General features: G+C 33.5%; 21 protein-coding genes. 19 read left to right on the top strand and 2 right to left on the bottom strand.

Translation table 11 applies throughout. The features are described from left to right. Positions 1-6: 6 nt before the first annotated feature. The 19 genes from fliQ to ACPLVF_RS05920 all read left to right on the top strand — a co-directional run bounded on the left by fliQ (position 7) and on the right by ACPLVF_RS05920 (position 16,427). Positions 7-276: a flagellar biosynthesis protein FliQ gene (fliQ, locus tag ACPLVF_RS06010; RefSeq protein WP_424906926.1), complete on the top strand. Its 270-nt coding sequence runs from the start codon at positions 7-9 to the stop codon at positions 274-276. A gap of 22 nt (positions 277-298) precedes the next feature. Continuing rightward, entirely contained in the window at positions 299-1,084 is a 786-nt protein-coding gene (fliR, locus tag ACPLVF_RS06005; RefSeq protein ID WP_424906925.1) for a flagellar biosynthetic protein FliR, read from the top strand. After that, complete coding sequence (gene flhB, locus ACPLVF_RS06000) at positions 1,081-2,151, top strand: flagellar biosynthesis protein FlhB (RefSeq protein ID WP_424906924.1); 1,071 nt, start codon at positions 1,081-1,083, stop codon at positions 2,149-2,151. The genes fliR and flhB overlap by 4 nt, the downstream gene beginning before the upstream one ends. A 3-nt stretch (positions 2,152-2,154) precedes the next feature. After that, a complete protein-coding gene (gene flhA / locus ACPLVF_RS05995; RefSeq protein ID WP_424906923.1) occupies positions 2,155-4,185 on the top strand; it encodes a flagellar biosynthesis protein FlhA in 2,031 nt (676 codons plus the stop codon). Then, positions 4,185-5,354 carry a flagellar biosynthesis protein FlhF gene (gene flhF, locus ACPLVF_RS05990; protein ID WP_424906922.1) on the top strand — a complete coding sequence of 390 codons (1,170 nt, stop codon included), beginning with the start codon at positions 4,185-4,187 and terminating at the stop codon, positions 5,352-5,354. The genes flhA and flhF overlap by 1 nt, the downstream gene beginning before the upstream one ends. After that, complete coding sequence (locus ACPLVF_RS05985; protein ID WP_424906921.1) at positions 5,347-6,222, top strand: MinD/ParA family protein; 876 nt, start codon at positions 5,347-5,349, stop codon at positions 6,220-6,222. The genes flhF and ACPLVF_RS05985 overlap by 8 nt, the downstream gene beginning before the upstream one ends. Beyond that, a complete protein-coding gene (locus ACPLVF_RS05980; protein WP_424906920.1) occupies positions 6,223-6,858 on the top strand; it encodes a flagellar brake protein in 636 nt (211 codons plus the stop codon). A gap of 36 nt (positions 6,859-6,894) precedes the next feature. Beyond that, the gene (locus ACPLVF_RS05975) at positions 6,895-8,946 is read left to right on the top strand and encodes a chemotaxis protein CheW (RefSeq protein WP_424906919.1); all 2,052 of its coding nucleotides are present in this window, start codon (positions 6,895-6,897) and stop codon (positions 8,944-8,946) included. 2 nt (positions 8,947-8,948) lie between these two features. Further along, on the top strand, positions 8,949-9,386 hold the full coding sequence (locus ACPLVF_RS05970; RefSeq protein ID WP_424906918.1) for a chemotaxis protein CheW: 438 nt from the start codon (positions 8,949-8,951) through the stop codon (positions 9,384-9,386). 2 nt (positions 9,387-9,388) lie between these two features. Beyond that, the gene (locus ACPLVF_RS05965) at positions 9,389-10,024 is read left to right on the top strand and encodes a chemotaxis protein CheC (RefSeq protein WP_424906917.1); all 636 of its coding nucleotides are present in this window, start codon (positions 9,389-9,391) and stop codon (positions 10,022-10,024) included. After that, complete coding sequence (locus ACPLVF_RS05960; RefSeq protein WP_424906969.1) at positions 9,999-10,481, top strand: chemotaxis protein CheD; 483 nt, start codon at positions 9,999-10,001, stop codon at positions 10,479-10,481. Before ACPLVF_RS05965 ends, ACPLVF_RS05960 begins: the two co-directional genes overlap by 26 nt. Positions 10,482-10,514: 33 nt before the next feature. Beyond that, positions 10,515-11,153, top strand: coding sequence for a sigma-70 family RNA polymerase sigma factor (locus ACPLVF_RS05955; protein ID WP_424906916.1), 639 nt, complete (start codon positions 10,515-10,517; stop codon positions 11,151-11,153). A 32-nt stretch (positions 11,154-11,185) separates the two neighbouring features. After that, positions 11,186-11,491, top strand: coding sequence for a hypothetical protein (locus ACPLVF_RS05950; protein ID WP_424906915.1), 306 nt, complete (start codon positions 11,186-11,188; stop codon positions 11,489-11,491). A gap of 153 nt (positions 11,492-11,644) precedes the next feature. Beyond that, complete coding sequence (gene nifS / locus ACPLVF_RS05945; RefSeq protein WP_424906914.1) at positions 11,645-12,817, top strand: cysteine desulfurase NifS; 1,173 nt, start codon at positions 11,645-11,647, stop codon at positions 12,815-12,817. A gap of 42 nt (positions 12,818-12,859) precedes the next feature. Then, positions 12,860-13,261: a Fe-S cluster assembly scaffold protein NifU gene (gene nifU, locus ACPLVF_RS05940; RefSeq protein ID WP_424906913.1), complete on the top strand. Its 402-nt coding sequence runs from the start codon at positions 12,860-12,862 to the stop codon at positions 13,259-13,261. Next, positions 13,248-14,324, top strand: a complete 1,077-nt coding sequence (gene mnmA / locus ACPLVF_RS05935; RefSeq protein WP_424906912.1) for a tRNA 2-thiouridine(34) synthase MnmA — start codon at positions 13,248-13,250, stop codon at positions 14,322-14,324. Before nifU ends, mnmA begins: the two co-directional genes overlap by 14 nt. A gap of 97 nt (positions 14,325-14,421) precedes the next feature. Next, the gene (locus ACPLVF_RS05930; RefSeq protein WP_424906911.1) at positions 14,422-14,598 is read left to right on the top strand and encodes a hypothetical protein; all 177 of its coding nucleotides are present in this window, start codon (positions 14,422-14,424) and stop codon (positions 14,596-14,598) included. Between the two features lie 28 nt (positions 14,599-14,626). After that, the gene (locus ACPLVF_RS05925; protein WP_424906910.1) at positions 14,627-15,685 is read left to right on the top strand and encodes an AI-2E family transporter; all 1,059 of its coding nucleotides are present in this window, start codon (positions 14,627-14,629) and stop codon (positions 15,683-15,685) included. A gap of 409 nt (positions 15,686-16,094) precedes the next feature. Further along, the gene (locus ACPLVF_RS05920; protein ID WP_424906909.1) at positions 16,095-16,427 is read left to right on the top strand and encodes a DDE-type integrase/transposase/recombinase; all 333 of its coding nucleotides are present in this window, start codon (positions 16,095-16,097) and stop codon (positions 16,425-16,427) included. Positions 16,428-16,498: 71 nt separating this feature from the next. On the opposite strand, the gene ACPLVF_RS05915 is transcribed toward ACPLVF_RS05920, so the two are convergent. Both ACPLVF_RS05915 and ACPLVF_RS05910 read right to left on the bottom strand, forming a co-directional pair. Further along, complete coding sequence (locus ACPLVF_RS05915) at positions 16,499-17,371, bottom strand: IS3 family transposase (RefSeq protein WP_424906968.1); 873 nt, start codon at positions 17,369-17,371, stop codon at positions 16,499-16,501. A gap of 41 nt (positions 17,372-17,412) precedes the next feature. Continuing rightward, the gene (locus ACPLVF_RS05910; protein WP_424906908.1) at positions 17,413-17,691 is read right to left on the bottom strand and encodes a transposase; all 279 of its coding nucleotides are present in this window, start codon (positions 17,689-17,691) and stop codon (positions 17,413-17,415) included. Positions 17,692-17,820 lie beyond the last annotated feature (129 nt).

Raw genomic sequence — 17,820 nt, 5'->3', positions numbered from 1 at the left:
TAAAAAATGACTCAAGAAACGGTTATTTATCTGGCGAGGGAAGCTTTGGGGGTAGCGCTTTTAGTGTCTGCGCCTATATTAGGCCTTTCGATGCTTGTGGGGCTTATAATTAGCATTTTGCAGGCTACAACTCAGATACATGAACAAACATTAACCTTTATACCTAAAATTATAGCAGCAGTAATAGCACTGTTAATTTTTGGTCCGTGGATGCTGACAACATTATTGCATTTTGCAGAGACCTTATTTACAGAACTTCCCAATTTTATTAATTGATATAAACAATCGGTGGCGTAAAATGTATATTTCTATTAACATACTACCTCATTTACTTAAGTTTTTATATATATTTTTTAGAATTATGGGTTTTTTTACAGTTGCTCCAATATTTGGTAGAAGAGAAACCCCCTTACAAGCGAGAATTGGTTTTTCGGCATTATTAACTGTAGTAATTTTTCCTCTTGTCGAATCCCCTGAGTTTGATTTTAATACAATGGAATTTTTGTACTTTGTCGTTAAAGAGGTCTTTACAGGAATAATTGTGGGGTTTACTGTATTTATGATTTTTTCCCTATTTTTTATAACAGGCCAAATTATAGATTTACAGATGGGTTTTGGCATAGTTAATGTAATCGATCCCCAAAGTAATACTCAAATTCCACTAATAGGAAACCTATATTATATTATGGCTACTTTAATTTTCCTGACTATAAATGGACATCACACTTTGATTTCATCCTTAATAGAAAGTTATAAAATTGTTCCATTAGGAGCTGGAAATTTACTCTCACAAAATTTACTCAAAATTATTACTGATATTTTTGAAAATATGATTTTAATTGGCATAAAATTAAGCCTTCCTATAATTGGAATGATTTTTATAGTAGATTTTATACTTGCAATAATAGCTAAAATTGCCCCCCAAATAAATGTGTTTATAGTTGGCTTACCGTTAAAGATTTTTGTAGGCATTTTTGCACTCATAATTGTGCTTCCGTCTTTAATAATAGCCCTTGATGTAATTTTTAACGGCATGTATGAAGGAATTTATAATGTATTAAAGGGAATGTTGAGTATACAATGAATTTACAGCGTTTTGCTCAAGAAAAAACTGAAAAGGCGACACCGCGAAGGCGGCAAAAGGCACGCCAGCAAGGTCAAGTTTTTTCAAGCAAAGATTTGACCACTGCATTAATACTTATTGCCTCATTATTTATAATGAAGTTTTTTACAAAATATGCTGTTGCCAGAATAATGGAGTTTATCATAGATAATTATACCTATTTCTTTAACCAAGAATTAACAATGCAAAATACCACTGTTATTATTATTCGTTCTATTAATTTAATATTTTTTGTAATAGCCCCTTTGGCTTTTGTGCTGTTATTAGTCGGTGTTTTTTCAAGTGTTCTTCAAACAGGCCTTGTATTTAACTTTGGGCTTATTGCTCCTAAACTTGAGAGAATAAATCCTATAGAAGGTTTTAAGAGAATATTTTCCAAAAGAAGCCTAATAGAACTTTTGAAAGTTATTATTAAAGTAACAGTTATAGCTTTTTTTTCCTATGATGGGATAAAAACCGTAAAGAACGGTATTGATGAAATGATGGATATGGGGATAGAACAGAACATAGCATTTTTCGGAGATGTCTTATTTAAAGTGGGGATAAAAATTTCTTTTGTATTATTAGGGTTATCCATTTTTGATTATTTTTATCAATGGTATGAGTACGAAAAAAGCCTTATGATGTCAAAAGAAGATATAAAAGAAGAGATTAAAGAAATAGAAGGAAACCCTCAAATAAAGGCAAGAATCAGACAAATTCAAAGACAAATGGCAAGAAGGCGCATGATGCAGGATGTAAAAAAAGCTGATGTGGTAATAACAAACCCTACACACATAGCAGTAGCTTTGTCCTATGATGCAGAAAAACATGATGCTCCGGTAGTAGTTGCAAAAGGTGCAGGAGAAATAGCCTTAAAAATAAAAGAAATAGCAAAAGAAGAAGATGTCCCAATTGTGGAAAATCCGACACTTGCTCGAACATTGTATAAATCCGTTGAAATTGGGGAAAGCATTCCCCAAGAGCTTTATCAAGCCGTTGCAGAAATTTTAGCCTTTGTGTACAGTTTGAAGGGAAGGAGGGTTTAATATATGAAAATAGGAGATATAGCTGTTGCATTAATTTCAGTCCTGGTAGTAGTAATGATGATTATCCCCCTTCCTTCTGCACTCCTTGACATTTTACTTTCATTAAACATCACCCTTTCTTTGGTAATATTGCTTGTCTCAATGAATACAGAAAAACCTTTAAATTTTTCGGTTTTTCCTACTCTTTTACTTTTAGCTACTTTGTTTAGGCTTTCTTTGAATATTTCTTCTACGAGGCTCATTTTATTAAACGGCTATGCTGGCAGGGTCATTGAGGCCTTTGGAAATTTTGTAATAAGAGGTAATGTGCTGGTCGGGTTAATTATATTTTTAATAATAGTAATAATACAATTTATAGTTATAACACGTGGAGCAGAGCGTGTTGCTGAAGTAGCAGCTCGATTCACTTTGGATGCAATGCCAGGTAAGCAGATGAGTATTGATGCAGATTTAAACGCTGGATTGATTACTGAGGCTGAAGCACGGAAAAGGCGTCAGGACATTCAAAGAGAAGCCGATTTTTATGGAGCGATGGATGGTGCTAGTAAATTTGTAAAAGGTGATGCGATTGCAGGGATTATTATAACTGCTATTAATATAATCGGTGGCCTTATAACCGGTATGGTTTTCCAACAAATGAGCTTTTTGGAAGCTATAAATAGATATGCTTTGCTGACAGTAGGGGATGGTTTGGTAAGTCAATTGCCAGCATTGCTTATTTCTACGGCAACTGGCATTATCGTTACTAAAGCTGCAAGTGAAGGCAATTTAGGTAATGATCTGGTAAGACAGCTTACAGCATATCCTAAGATACTCTTAGTTGCAGCAGCTTTATTGGGATTTTTTTCGATAATACCTGGTCTGCCCCATATACCTTTCATGATTCTGGCGGGTATTTTTAGTTATTTGGGTTTTTCCATACAAAACGCATACAAAAAAGAAACCTTAAAAGAAAAAGAAGTAGAGAAAGAAAAAGAAATTGAAGAAATGAGAAAGCCGGAAAATATTTATTCATTACTTCAGGTAGACCCAATAGAGGTGGAATTTGGCTACAGTTTAATCCCACTTGCCGACAAAAACCAAGGTGGAGACTTAATGGATAGAATTGTGATGATTAGGAGACAGTGTGCTTTAGATTTAGGCTTTGTTGTCCCTATGATAAGGTTGAGGGATAATATCCAGTTAAATCCAGGGGAATATGTGATAAAAATTAAAGGTGTCGAAGCGGCAAGGGGTGAGATAAAAATAGACCATTATCTTGTTATGAATCCGACAGGTGGTCCGATCGAAGTAGAAGGAATTGACACCAAGGAACCGGCCTTTGGGCTCCCAGCAAAGTGGGTGCCTCAGGAAAAACGAGAAAAAGCAGAAATCTTGGGTTATACTGTTGTCGATGCTTCTTCAGTGATAGCTACTCACCTTACCGAAATAATAAAGACTTACGCCCATGAGCTTATCGGAAGACAGGAAGTAAAAAATTTGCTGGACGCTGTAAAAGAACATTCTCCTTCTCTGGTGGAGGAGCTTACACCTAAGCTGTTAAGCTTAGGAGAGATTCAGAAAGTTTTATCTAATCTTTTAAAGGAAAATGTGCCTATAAGAGATATGGTTACAATATTAGAAGCCCTTGGAGATTACGCGGTTTTAACAAAGGATACAGATATGCTTACCGAGTATGTAAGACAAAGGCTGAAAAGGGTAATTACAAATAGATTTTTCCCAGATAAAAGAGGAAATGTGATAACTGTGGATAAACAAGTAGAAGATGCTATATTAAATGCGATTTCAAAAATGGAAAATGAGGCTTATTTATCCTTAGAACCCCAAATAGCTCAAAAAATAATAAATTCGACGGTGGAGAATGCAAAAAAAGCATATAAATTAGGGATGCAACCAATTATTTTAACAAGTCCATTTGTCAGAAGATATTTTAAGAATTTAATAGAAAACAACCTACACGGGGTTCCAGTTTTATCATATGCAGAATTGGAACCAAATGTGGAAATTAAAGCCATCGGGATGGTGAGGTTATAGTGAAAATAAAAACTTATATTGCTGATAATGTTCAAGAGGCTTTATATAAGGTAAAAAGTGAAATGGGAAGGGATGCTATCATACTTCAAACAAGGCAGATTAAGAAGGGAGGAATTTTCGGGTTATTTGCGAAAACCAAGGTAGAAGTTATTGCTGCATGTGACATAGAGCCTAAAAAATTTGCAGAACCTTCACTTAAATTAACATTTCCCAAAATTAACCTGCAACCTCCCGAAAATTTAAACAAAAAGGTTGAGTATAATAATAAATCTTTGATTGATGAACAGCAAATTGAAAGAATAAAAAGTGATTTGCAAGAGGTAAAGCGCTTGGTAAAAGAAATTTATGAGAATAAAGAATCGTTTTTGAAGGCCAGCGACATAAAAACAGAAAGCATGCAAATTATCTTAGACAGGTTAAATTCAATGGAAGTGAAAAAGGAAATTATAAAAAAATTAATCGAAAATATCAAACAGGAATCAACTAATTCTACACATAAAAACTTAATGGAAAGTGCTAAAAATGAAATAATAAAAATCATAAAAGAACCTGAACCCATAAAAATAGAAAAGATACCTGCTAAAGTAGCCTTTATAGGGCCTACAGGTGTGGGTAAAACAACAACCATCGCAAAATTGGCTGCGAAGTATTCTTTAGATGAAGGTAAAAAAGTTGCTTTGATTACTTCTGATACTTATAGGGTTGGAGCTGTAAGCCAATTAAAAACATACGGTGAACTTTTAGAAATACCAGTAGAAGTTTTATATGAGCCTAAAGAAGCGTCAAATATTTTAAAGAAATTAGATGGTTTTGATATAATTTTTTTAGATACTCTTGGGACGAGTCCTAAAAATAAGATTTTCTTAAAAAAAATTAAGAACATATTGGAAGAAATTGAGCCATCAGAACTACATTTAGTGATAAGTGCTACTACAAAGACCAATGAAGTTGATTTCATTTTAGATAATTATAAGGATTTAAATTACAATAAAATTTTGTTTACTAAACTTGATGAGACTAATATTTACGGACTAATATTAAATGCGGTTTATTATACAAATTGTCGCCTTTCCTATATAACTACAGGTCAAAATGTACCAGATGATATCGAATTAGCATATCCTTTTAAAATCGCAAATCTTTTGTTGGGAGAGAGCGAGGATGTTTGATCAGGCATATAAATTAAGGGAATTAGTAAAAAAGAAAGTGGAGACCTCAAAACCTTTGAGGATAATTGCGATTTCCAGTGGGAAAGGCGGCGTAGGAAAGACAAATTTTTCGGTAAATATCGCGATAGTTTTGAAAGAGCTCGGGAAAGAAGTGTTACTTATAGACGCCGATTTTGGACTTGCAAATGTAGATGTGATATCAGGCATATTCCCTAAATACAATCTATCTCACGTAATTTCTAAGGAAAAAAGTATAGAGGATATCATTTTTGATGGACCATTAGGAATAAAGATTATTCCAGGTGCGACTGGGCTTTACGAGATGGCAAACCTTTCCGAAGAAGAATTAAATAATCTTATATTGGCATTTGAGACTATAAAATCGGAATTTGATTTCGTATTGATAGACACCGGTGCAGGCATTCATAAAAATGTTGTAAACCTTTTGCGTTCTTCGGATGAGGTAGCGGTAATTACAACTCCCGAACCTACTGCATTAACTGATGCCTATGCGGTAATAAAACTTATACACAAAGATGTAAAAAGAATCCATATTGTAGTAAACCGTACTGACAATTATAAAGAAGCTGAGCTTACAGCTCAAAAAATGATTAATGCTGCAAAAAAATTTTTAAACATTGATTTAAACTATTTGGGATATATATTGGAAGACAAAGTGGTTTCAAAAGCTAATAAAGAACAAACCCCGTTTTATTTAAGGTATAAGGACAGCTTATCATCCAAATGTATATTAAATATTGGAAAAAAGTTGATATATGAAGAAATAGATTTACCAACTGTAAAGCCTTCTTTTAGCTCATGGTTTGAAAAATTGATTTCTAATTTTATTCCTGCTGGGGGAAAATAAATGAAGTATAGATTTGCTGTGGGTATGAAGGTAGAATTGGAAGTAGAAAGAGAAAATGAAAAATACAATTTTCTAACCAAGATAGAAGAAATAAAAGATAAGACAATTTTACTTGGAATGCCAATGTATAGAGGAAATTACTTTTTTTTAAACGTTGATGAAGAAGTATTTATATTCTATTGTGTAAATGATTTGTATTACGGAGTGAAAGGTAAGGTAATAGCCAAAAGTTATTTGCCCTTTCCTGTTATAGAAGTGGAACTATTGGAAGAACCTAAAAGAATTCAAAGGAGAAGTTTTTTTAGAATCCCAGTTACCATAAAGATAAAAATAAAAAAGTTGGATTCAAATAACTGGAATATAGCTTATATAAAAAATATAAGTGGAGGCGGTGCGCTTATAAATACGCATTTGGGATTTGATAAGGGAGAAATTTTAGAAATGCAAATTCCTATTGAAAATGAAATCTATGAAATTAAAGCAAAGGTTGTAAGGGTAATAAAAGATAATATGAGATTAATATATCCCTTTGAAGTAGCTGTGGAATATTGTGATATTCCCGAAAGGATTAGGGATAAAATAATAAAATTTATCATGGAAGAACAGCGAAAATTAAGGAAAAAGGGATATTATTAAATTTAATTTATAATTGAATAGAGTAGGGGTGTGATTATGGACAGTAAATACTTAAGCGTTTTTATTGAAGAATCCAATGAATATATACAAAAATTAAATAATGAATTATTGGAATTAGAGAAAAACAAAGAGAAGAATGTGGACGAGATATTCCGCTATATGCATACGTTGAAGGGTATGGCTGGTACAATGGGATTTGAGAAATTTACAGAACTCTCCCATCAATTAGAAGATCTTTTAGATGCTATTAGATCCGAAAAAATAATTGTTAACTCAGATGTTGTAGATATACTGTTGGAAGGTGTAGATATACTTCAGGAACTTGTCGAAGAAATTTCTGAATCAGGACAAGAAGGAGAAAAAGACATATCTAAAATTTTAGAAAAGATAAAAAGAATAATGCAAATCGAGAATTTAATGAAAAGCAAAGAAAAGGATACAGAATTTAAGGTAGGAAAAGAAAATGAGAAGATAGTTGAACATCCTCTTAATGAATACGAATTGAGAATATTTGAAGAAGCCTATAAGAAAGACTTAAATGTATATCAAATAAGGGTTGAAATTCATCAGGACTGTCTATTAAAATCAGCGCGTGCTTTTTTAGTTTTTAAAGCTGTAGAAAATTTTGGAGAGGTTGTAAAAACAGTACCTGAGGTTAAGGATATAGAAGATGAAAAGTTTGATAGAGAATTTTTTATTTACTTGATATCAAACTCTAATATAGATACAATAAAAAAATCTATAGAATCTATCTCAGAAATAAATAAAGTTACAATAAGAGAAATTGATGTAGAAAAAATACTCCAGACAAGTAAATTTTATGTTAAACCTCAAAAAAATGAAGAAATTAATAAAAAATTTGTTGAAGCTGCCAATAAAGAAAACAAAGAAAATGTTGAAGAAAAAGATTTAAAAGATGCAAAGAAAAAGTTGGGAAAAACTTTACGAGTTGATATAGATAGGCTTGATAATTTAATGAATTTAGTGAGCGAATTAATAATAATAAAAACGAGATTGGAAGAATTAGAAGGCGATCTTGATAGGGATCAGAATAAGAGGGAAGCAATTGAATACCTTTCAAGGGTTACCTCTAATCTTCATGATGCTGTTATGAAAGTAAGAATGGTACCTATTGAAAATGTTTTTAATAGATTTCCAAGGATAGTTTATGATTTATCAAAAGAACTTAATAAAAAAGTAAAATTAATCATCGAAGGTGCAGAAACAGAACTTGACAGAACAGTAATTGATGAGATTGGTGATCCTTTGCTTCATATTGTAAGAAATGCTATTGACCACGGGATTGAAACACCTGAAGAAAGAGTAAAGTATGGAAAAGCCGAAGAAGGTATCTTAAAAATGAAGGCATACCATGACGGCAATAATGTGGTGATTGAAATAAGCGATGATGGGTCTGGTATAGACTGCGATAAAGTTGTTAGAAAAGCAGTAGAAAAAGGAATTATAGATGAATCTAAAGCTTTACGGATGAAGGAGACAGAAATAATATCCATCATTTTTGAACCGGGGTTCAGTACTAGTGAAAAGGTAACCGATATTTCAGGAAGAGGTGTTGGACTTGATGTAGTAAAATCTAAAATAGAGTCCTTAGGAGGAAATGTTGAAGTTTATACCAAAAAAGGAGAAGGAACAAAGTTTTTAATAAGGTTGCCACTTACCCTTGCTATTATTCAGGCTTTAATGGTAAAGGTTAATGAAGAAAAATATGCAATACCTTTAAATGCAATTAGGGAAACAGTCATAGTTTCAAAAGAAGAAATAAAAAAGGTTTACAAGAAAGATGTTGTTGTATTAAGGGGTAAAGTGATTCCTTTAATTCGGCTTCATGAAATTCTTGATGCGGAATTTGATGAAAAACAAAGAGATAAATTTATTGTAGTGGTGGTAAAAAGAGGAGAGAAAGATATAGGTTTGATTGTCGATGATTTAATAGGTGAACAGGAGATAGTTATCAAATCCCTCGGCAATTACTTAAAAAGCCTTAAATTTATAGCAGGTGCAACAATATTAGGCGATGGCCAAGTAGCTCTAATACTTGATATTAATTCTTTGTTTGAGGAGGAATAAAAATGGATAATTTGAATCAGTATGTAATTTTCAGATTGGGTGATGAAGAATACGGTATTAACATACTGCAGGTAAAAACCATTGAAAAAGTTCTGCCTATTACTCGTATCCCGAGGGCTCCTTATTATGTAAAAGGAGTTATAAACCTGAGAGGAGAAATAATACCTGTAATAGATTTAAAAAAGAAATTCAACTTACCTGAAAGGGAATTAACCCCAGATGCAAGGATAATAATAGTATCGGTTTCTGATGTTACTATAGGAATGATTGTGGATTCGGCAACAGAGGTCATTCAACTGCCTCAAGAAGCTGTGGAACCAGCAAATTCTGTAAATGTTGGAATAAATTCTGATTTCATCGAAGGTGTTGGTAAATTAGAAGATCGATTGCTTATTATCTTGAATTTAGAAAAACTACTTTTGGATGTGAGGGTAAGCTAATTATGTATTCAAACTTTGAATTAGATGTTTTAAAAGAAATAGGGAATATAGGAGCTGGAAATGCTGCTACTGCACTTTCTGTGATAATATCCAAAAAGGTTCTGATAAAAATACCAGAGGTATTGATTGTACCTCTCGGTGAAGTAATAAATATAATGAAAAGCCCTGAAAGTTTTGTTACAGGTATCTTTTTTAGGATAGAAGGAGATTTGAAGAGCAATTGTGTATTAATTATTCCTGAAAAAGAGACGAAAAACCTTTTAGCGCTTCTTTTAAAGGAAGAAGTAAAAGACTTGTTAGACCTAAGTGAAATAGAAAAATCAGCTTTGATGGAAGTTGGAAATATTTTAGTAAGCTCTTTTATCTCAGCCCTTTCTGATTTTACAAAACTTAATTTAAAAATATCAGTCCCAAGTCTTGCATTGGACATGGCAGCGGCAATATTGAGTTTTCCATTAACCATATATGGAATAATGGGAGATACTGCTCTCTTATTATCTACTGAATTTTTTGGAGATTCGGATGGGGTTGTTATAGATTTTTATTTGATTCCTGATGATGATAAATCATTCAAAAAACTTTTAAAAGCAATTGGAGTTGATTTTATTGACGATGATGATACGAGTGGGAATAGGTGAATATAAAGCTGCAAAATCACCTGCGGTAATTTCTACTTTGGGCCTGGGGTCTTGTGTTGGAGTTTGCCTTTGGGATGGGGTAACTAAAATTGGCGGTCTTGCTCATATTATGCTACCTGATAGCACTATAAGCTCAACTAATAGTTTTAATCCTGGAAAATTTGCAGATACGGCTTTGCCTTTACTTGTTTCACAAATGGAGGATTTAGGCGCAAACAAAAAAAGAATGGTTGCCAAAATGGCCGGTGGAGCTCAAATGTTTGAGACAAAATTTGAATTAGAAATGATGAAAATAGGAAAACGCAATGTTGATGCTGTGAGAAAAATTCTTTATCAATTAAACATCAAGATAGTAGCTGAGGATGTAGAAGGAAACTACGGTAGATCAATAGAGTTTTCTTGCGAAACAGGCTTGCTTACAGTCAAATCTGTGGGACGAGGAGTAAAGATTATATAATTTTGAGGTGGTAAAGTGCGGGATGAAGAACTGATGGAAAAGTTGCTAAATGAATACAAAACCTTGAAAAGTAAGGAAGCTCTTGAAAAATTGATAGAATCCTATATCCCGCTTGTTAAATACATAGCAGGAAGGCTTGCTATAGGCCTTCCATCTTTTATAGATTATGATGACCTTGTTAGCCTTGGGCTTTATGGGCTTTTGCAGGCTTTAGAGAGGTTTGACACAAGTAAAGGGGTTAAATTTGAGACTTTTGCTTTTCCAAGAATAAAAGGTGCAATAACTGATGGACTTAGGAAAATGAATCCTGTTAAAGGCAAAGGTATTGACTATTTATCGCAAGAGGAAGTTTTGGGTAAAAATGAGGAATTTTTTGAGGAACAAAATAGTTACAGTACAACCCTATGGGATTTGATAGATATAAATAAGGATTTAACAAGCGACCCCCAATATCAGATTGAAATTCAGGAGACAAAAAGAATTTTAAGTGAAGCCATAGAGAAGCTACCGGAAAAAGAAAAACTCGTAATATCTCTTTACTATTATGAGGGGCTCACTCTTAAAGAAATTTCACAGGTTTTAGGCCTTACTCCTGCCAGAATATCTCAACTTCATTCTAAAGCAATTCGTAGATTAAGGGGTTTTTTGAGTAGGAAGAAAAAGTATTTGTAAAAAATAATAAAAAAAGGCCGAGGAGTGATTTTATGTCATTAAAACCAATTGATTTTCAAATTTCTGTACCTCGGGTATATGAAAATTCAAAGAACATACAAAATCTAAAAGAGGTTGTTGATAATCAAATGCTTATAATATCAAACAATGTTAAAAATGAAGCTGAAATATCCAAAAAGAAAGTAAATGTACCCAAAAATGCTGAAGGAGTTAAAGTTGAAAGGGAAAAGGAAAGAGGAAAAGATAATAGGAAAGAAAATAGGAAGAAAAAGAACGGCAAAAATAATTTTTCATCTTCCCAAAATAATAAGACTTTACATATTGATATTAGAATCTGAAAAAATTTTTATACAGATGTTTAAATCAATGCTTGACACATCCCAATGAATTAAGATATATTATATATGAATCCCTACTAAATTAGTAGGAATTATGGAGTAAGAAAGAAGTTACAATAATATTAAACTAAAAATGATAGGAGATGAATTTTTATGAAAAGAATATATATGGACCATGCGGGGACAACTCCTACCAGAAAAGAAGTAGTTGAAGCCATGCTTCCTTATTTTACGGAAAAGTTCGGCAATGCCTCAACAATATATTCTTATGGAAGGGAAGCAAGAAAGGCAATCGAAGAAGCAAGAGAAAAAGTTGCAGCGCTCATTGGAGCCGAACCGAGGGAAGTGTATTTCACATCGGGTGGTACGGAAGCAGATAATTGGGCTTTAAGAGGCATTGCTTATGCAAATGCCGATAAAGGAAATCATATTATAACAAGCGCTATTGAGCATCATGCAGTACTCCATACCTGTGAAGATTTAGAGAAAAAAGGATTTAAGGTTACTTACTTACCCGTTGATAAGTATGGCAAGGTGAGAGTGGAAGATGTGTTGAATGCTTTAACCGATAAGACTATTTTGGTATCAATAATGCATGCAAATAATGAAATTGGAACTATAGAGCCCATCGGAGAAATAGGGCAAGCCCTTAAAAATTTGAACCGAAAAATTTACTTCCATACCGATGCAGTCCAAACTGTAGGGAAGATTCCGGTAGATGTTAATAAACTCAATGTAGACCTTTTAAGTATTTCTTCACATAAAATTTATGGACCAAAAGGCATAGGCGCCCTTTATATTAAAAAAGGCACAAAAATACAATCCTTCATGACTGGCGGAGGGCAGGAGTTTGGGAAAAGGGCTGGCACGGAAAATGTTGCAGGTATAGTAGGCTTTGGAAAAGCAGCCGAGCTAATAGCCTTGGAATTGGAAGAACAATATAAAAAACTTTCCTATTTGAGGGATAAATTGATTAAGGGTATTATAGAAAATATTCCCGAGGTAATATTGAATGGCCATCCTGTGGATAGATTGCCGCATAATGTCAATGTATGCTTTAGATATATAGAAGGTGAATCACTACTTTTAAATTTGGATTTAAGGGGTATATGCGCCTCAAGTGGATCTGCTTGTACTTCAGGCTCCCTTGAACCTTCTCATGTGCTTTTAGCAATTGGGCTTCCCCACGAAATTGCTCATGGTTCATTAAGGCTTACTCTTGGGAGAGATAATACTGAAGAAGAAGTAGATTATGTGATTGAATCTCTTAAAGAGATTGTAAATAAATTAAGGCATATGTCCCCACTTTATAATGAGAAAAAATAAATATTTTAAGAAATGAGGAAAAGTTGAAAGGGGAAAATAAAAATGTACAATGAAAAAGTAATGGATCATTTTACAAACCCTCGAAATGTTGGAGAAATTCCCGATGCTGATGGGATTGGAGAAGTGGGAAATCCTGTCTGTGGGGATATGATGAAAATTTATATAAAGGTAAAAGATGATGTAATTGTGGATATAAAGTTTAAAACCTTCGGTTGTGGTGCAGCAATAGCAACAAGCAGTATGGTTACTGAAATGGTTAAAGGAAAAACTATTGAAGAAGCTATGAAAATCACCAATAAAGCGGTAGCGGAAGCCTTAGGAGGGCTTCCGCCCATAAAAATGCACTGTTCAAATCTTGCTGCTGATGCCCTTCATGCTGCGATAAAAGACTATGAAGAGAAAAAAGCAGAAAAATCAGGTAGGGAACAATATGAACAAAAATAAAGTTGTTGTTGCTATGAGCGGTGGTGTAGACAGCTCAACTGCTGCATTTCTTTTGAAGAATAAAGGGTATGAAGTTATTGGCGTTACCATGCAAATTTGGCAAAACCCTGATGAAGATTACGTATTAAAAGAAGGGGGTTGCTGCTCCTTAGGAGCAGTTTATGATGCAAGAAGGGTAGCAGATAAATTGAACATACCTTATTATGTGGTGAACTTTAGAGAAGAATTTAAAAATAGGGTAATAAATTATTTTATAGAAGAATATGTAGCGGGGAAAACACCAAATCCATGCATTGTTTGCAATAAAACAATGAAATTTAATTTGCTTTTAAAAAAAGCTTTGGAGATGGATTCTTTTTACCTTGCTACCGGACATTACGCAAAAATTGAATTTGACGAGAAAAGAGGGAGATATTTATTAAAAAAAGGTAAGGATAAGACAAAGGATCAATCCTATGTTTTGTATAATTTAACTCAATTTGAATTAGAACATATCCTCTTTCCTTTGGGGGATTACACTAAGAATGAAATAAGAGAAATTGCTGAAAAAGCAGGGCTCCCGGTTGCAAAAAAACCCGAAAGTCAGGAGATATGTTTCGTAAATGGAGACTATAAAGATTTTATTAAAGATAAAGCCCCTCAAAGCATAAAACCGGGTTTTTTTATTGACTCTAAGGGAAATATTTTGGGAAAACACAAGGGAATAGCTTTTTACACGATAGGTCAAAGGAGGGGATTGGGTATATCTTCAAATAAACCCCTCTATGTTATAAAAATGGACCCACAAACCAACACTATCGTTGTTGGAAGTGAAGAAGAACTTTTAAGAAAGGAATTTACAGTAAATAATTTAAATTGGATTTCAATTGAGAAATTGTATGAAGAGAAACGGGTAAATATTAAAATAAGATATAATTTTGAAGAAAAACCTGGAATTATATATCCTTTAAATAATGGAAGGATAAAAGTCGTTTTTGATGAACCACAAAAAGCGATAACGCCCGGTCAATCAGCTGTATTTTATGAGGAAGATATTGTGGTAGGCGGAGGAGTAATAGAATAATAGACCTTGGCAATGTTGCCAGGGTTTTTAATTTTTGCGTATAAAAATAATGTTTGGGAAAAATAATAAAAAAAGATAAATATTGGAAGGTGGTATAGTGAACTGCCCCTTATGCGGAAAGAATGAAATAGGAAGGGTAGGAACAAACCAATACTTTTGCTGGGAATGTTTGGTAGAGTTTTCAGTAAATAATAATAGAGTTGTGGTTTTTGAAGTTGCTGATGATGGAACCCTTGTGCCATTTTTAGAAAAAATCTTAGTGGCTGAAGGATAATTATAATGATTTCTAAAATGGAGGAGAAATGGAAGTAAATTTAGGGTTTAAAAAATATAGAAAAAAATTACTATATTTTTTTTTGATCATTAGTAGTGTTGTTGTTTTTTTATTATTTAGAAAAAAAATAAAAATAATCATACTACCTTTTATTATAGGCATAGTTATAGCCTATGTCTTAAACCCAGTTGTAAATTTTCTTGTAAAGAAAGGAATTAAAAGAACAGTCGCTGTTGCTATAATTTATTTTATTTTAATAGGTTATACTGTCGTAACACTATTTTATGTAATACCTGTTTTAATAATTGAGTTAAATAAGATAATAGAATTATTGCCTAATTACTCAAAGGATGTTCAAAGGTATTTTACATTGATTAAAGGAAATATTGGAGATAATATACCTCCAAGCATTAGAAGCGTTATAGAAAATCAAATATTGAGGTTTGAAACCCAGATTGTTATCCTTTTACAAAACACAATGAATATGATTATTCAAAGTTTTTCAAGTTTTTTTAGTACAGTAATTTTAGGCCCAATTGTAGGATTTTATTTGTTGAAGGATTTAGAAAAAATAAAGAAGAACATAGAGCTTTTATTACCAGAAAAGTATAGAAGCAATATATTAGTTTTTTTAAAAAAAGTAGATCTTGCATTGGGAAAATATATTCGTGGACAACTGATTGTATGTTTTATTATTGGAGTTCTTACTTCATTTACTCTTTATCTTTTAAAAGTGGATTTTGCTCTTTTAATAGGGATTTTGGCAGCTGTGACAGACATAATTCCGTATTTTGGTCCTATTATTGGGGCTTTTCCTGCTCTCGCAATCGCACTTATTAAATACCCTCAAAAAATACCGTGGATTGTTATTTCGCTTGCAATTATTCAACAGGTTGAGAGTGGTATTATATCTCCTTATATTGTAGGAGAAAATCTTGACCTTCATCCTTTAATTGTAATATTTTCTTTACTTTTTGGCGGTACTTTTTTTGGTATCTGGGGCCTTATTTTTGCCGCCCCTATAGCTGCCGTAATTAAATTATTAATAATTTCCTATATAAAAAAGAAAGGCAGGGTAAAATTTTAAATGGGTGCCAAAGAAGGAAAAAGGTGTCTTAACGTAGAAAAAAGACCTCACCGCATTTTTTAATCTAACATGCATAAAATATGGTATATCAAAAAGGACCCTTGATTATTGGAAAAAACAGCTCCTAAACAATGAAGATAACTCATAAAGCGCAGGGGCAAAACTCAGAAAACAAAATGTTATGCTTCGTTCAATAATAGGTGATAAAGACCTCGGAATAGCTTATCTCAAGGAGCTGTTAAAAAAACGAGCCGAAATTAACAGATAAACTTGAGATAATTTAAAACTTGATACCCCAGAATATAAATTTAGGCTTTCTTTTGCCTATTGAGAAACACACTATCGGCCAGAGAAAAAACCGATAGATTTCAAAAAGGTTGCTGTGAATGCACCAAATAGCCATTAGCAAATGGATATCACATACGTAACATTGTTTCCGAGGATAATATTCGTTTTAGGGATTATAGATACATATACACTCAAGATGGTAGGGTATAAAGCAGGTTTTTCTATAACATTCAGAGAGGTTGCAAAAAAGTTTATAAATCAAATGATTGCGAGAGGTATTCAAGTTAACCTTACTATACGAACAGATAACGGTCTTCAGTTTAAATCAAAGGAATTTGAAAAATTCTGTAGGCATAAGGGCATATTCCACGAGCGTATAAAGCCCCATCAATTGCTGGAATATATGCCACCGAGCAAATTTTACGAAGAAATTTTACGAAATAATTTGAATTGAGAAGTTTTGGTCGTTTAAGTCTAAATAAACGGGGGCCAGTACATGTTGTACTGGCCCCCGGTTATTTGGACTTAAACGACTAGTACTCCCCGGCTCGCATTATTTCTTAAAAATTCTTCGTAAAATTTGCTTGGCGTCATATATCCCAGCGATTGATGGGGCCTTAAAGTATTGTATTCCATCATAAACTTATCAAGTCCTTTTATAAACGAGCCATACCCAACAAATTCATTTAGCTCCACAAACTCCTCCTTCAATGTCCTGAAAAATCGCTCTATGTTCGGATTTCTCTCCGGTGATCTCACGGGTATGCGCTCGTGTAATATACCCTGGCGTTTGCAAAACTCTTGAAATTCCTTGGATTTAAACTGAGGGCCATTATCTGTCCGGATTGTGAGATTTCCTTGAATATTCCTTGTGACCATGGATTTTAAAATTGTTTTTACAACATCACGACCTGTTATCGAAAAACCTGCCTTATATTCCACTATTTCCAGGGTATATGTATCTATGATACCTGGAACGAAAATAATCCTTGGAAAGAGGGTTATGTATGTGATATCCATCTGCCAGTGGCTATTTGGCGCATTTACGGCAACTTTTTTGAAGGCTATTGGACATTCCTTAGGCCTATGGTACCTTTCTATTGGCAAGAGAAGGTCCATTTCCTTACATAGCCTGTAGACCTTCTTCTTGTTAATCATTATGCCAAACTGAAATCTCAAGAGAACCGTAAGTTTCTTGTATCCATATCGTGGATATTCTTCGGCGAGGTCAAAAAGTAGCGTCTTTATTGCTTCGTCAGTTACAATTTCGCCATTTTTGGTCCTTGAAAAGCCAGGAATAAAGAATCCTCGGCTTGAACTACATTTTTCTTCATGAGGTTTGTAAAAGAACATACTTTTCGGAACACCCGCAATCCTAAGGAGAAAGTCTAGATTTATACCCTGAGCTCTGAACTTCTCGATGATCTCGATTTTTTCATTTAACTCCGGCTCGTTTTTTTTAATAATTCCTTTAAATAAGCGATTTCCAAGTCTTTATCAACAATTATTGAGCGTAGCATAACGTTTTCTTTTCTGAGTTTTGCAAGTTCATCTTCGGGATAATTTTCAGTGTTCAGGAGATGTTTTTTCCAGTAATCTAGGGTGCTCTTTGATATGCCATACTTCCTACATACAGCAATTTTGGTAGTAGAAGAGCTTTCAGCCTCGGCAAGGATAGCAAGTTTTTCTTCGAGGGTAAAGTTTTTATGTGCTGCCATTGCCTTTGACCTCCCCCAAGAGAAATTTTAGCATGTTGTACGTTTTAGTCCAATTCTCTTGAGGGGCCAGCAAGGAGAAACACTACATCAGAGGAAAAAAGAAAATGGAAATAAAATGCGGTATAGCCC

The sequence above is a fragment of the Thermovenabulum sp. genome (assembly GCF_049701175.1).
Taxonomy (GTDB): Bacteria; Bacillota; Thermosediminibacteria; order Thermosediminibacterales; family Thermosediminibacteraceae; genus Thermovenabulum.
This window is presented reverse-complemented; position numbering and strand designations above follow the sequence as displayed.